Genomic DNA, 217 nt, shown 5'->3' with positions numbered 1-217 from the left:
AATCGGTAATAAGCGTTTGGCGCGCATGCTAAGTCCACATTTCTATGTACGATACAAAGCCTAATCATGTTTGTCGTTGCACCACTTATAATCATAAATGCCAACATACCCTATTGGCCATTCTTAGCCATAGCGTTAGTCGGATATCTTATCATTATAAAGTACGCACCAATGCAAACAAAGAAACACCCAATATTAGGCAAATGGAAAAAAGGAC

The 217-nt window shown here is 38.7% G+C and carries 1 pseudogene; it reads left to right on the top strand.

Annotation, left to right across the window (positions count from 1 at the left end):
• Window positions 1-24 precede the first annotated feature (24 nt).
• Window positions 25-217: pseudogene (locus KA858_RS12660) on the top strand (accessory gene regulator B family protein); the annotation flags it as partial.

It is taken from the genome of Staphylococcus sp. GDX8P80P (assembly GCF_017893095.1).
Lineage (GTDB): Bacteria > Bacillota > Bacilli > Staphylococcales > Staphylococcaceae > Staphylococcus > Staphylococcus borealis.
This window is presented reverse-complemented; position numbering and strand designations above follow the sequence as displayed.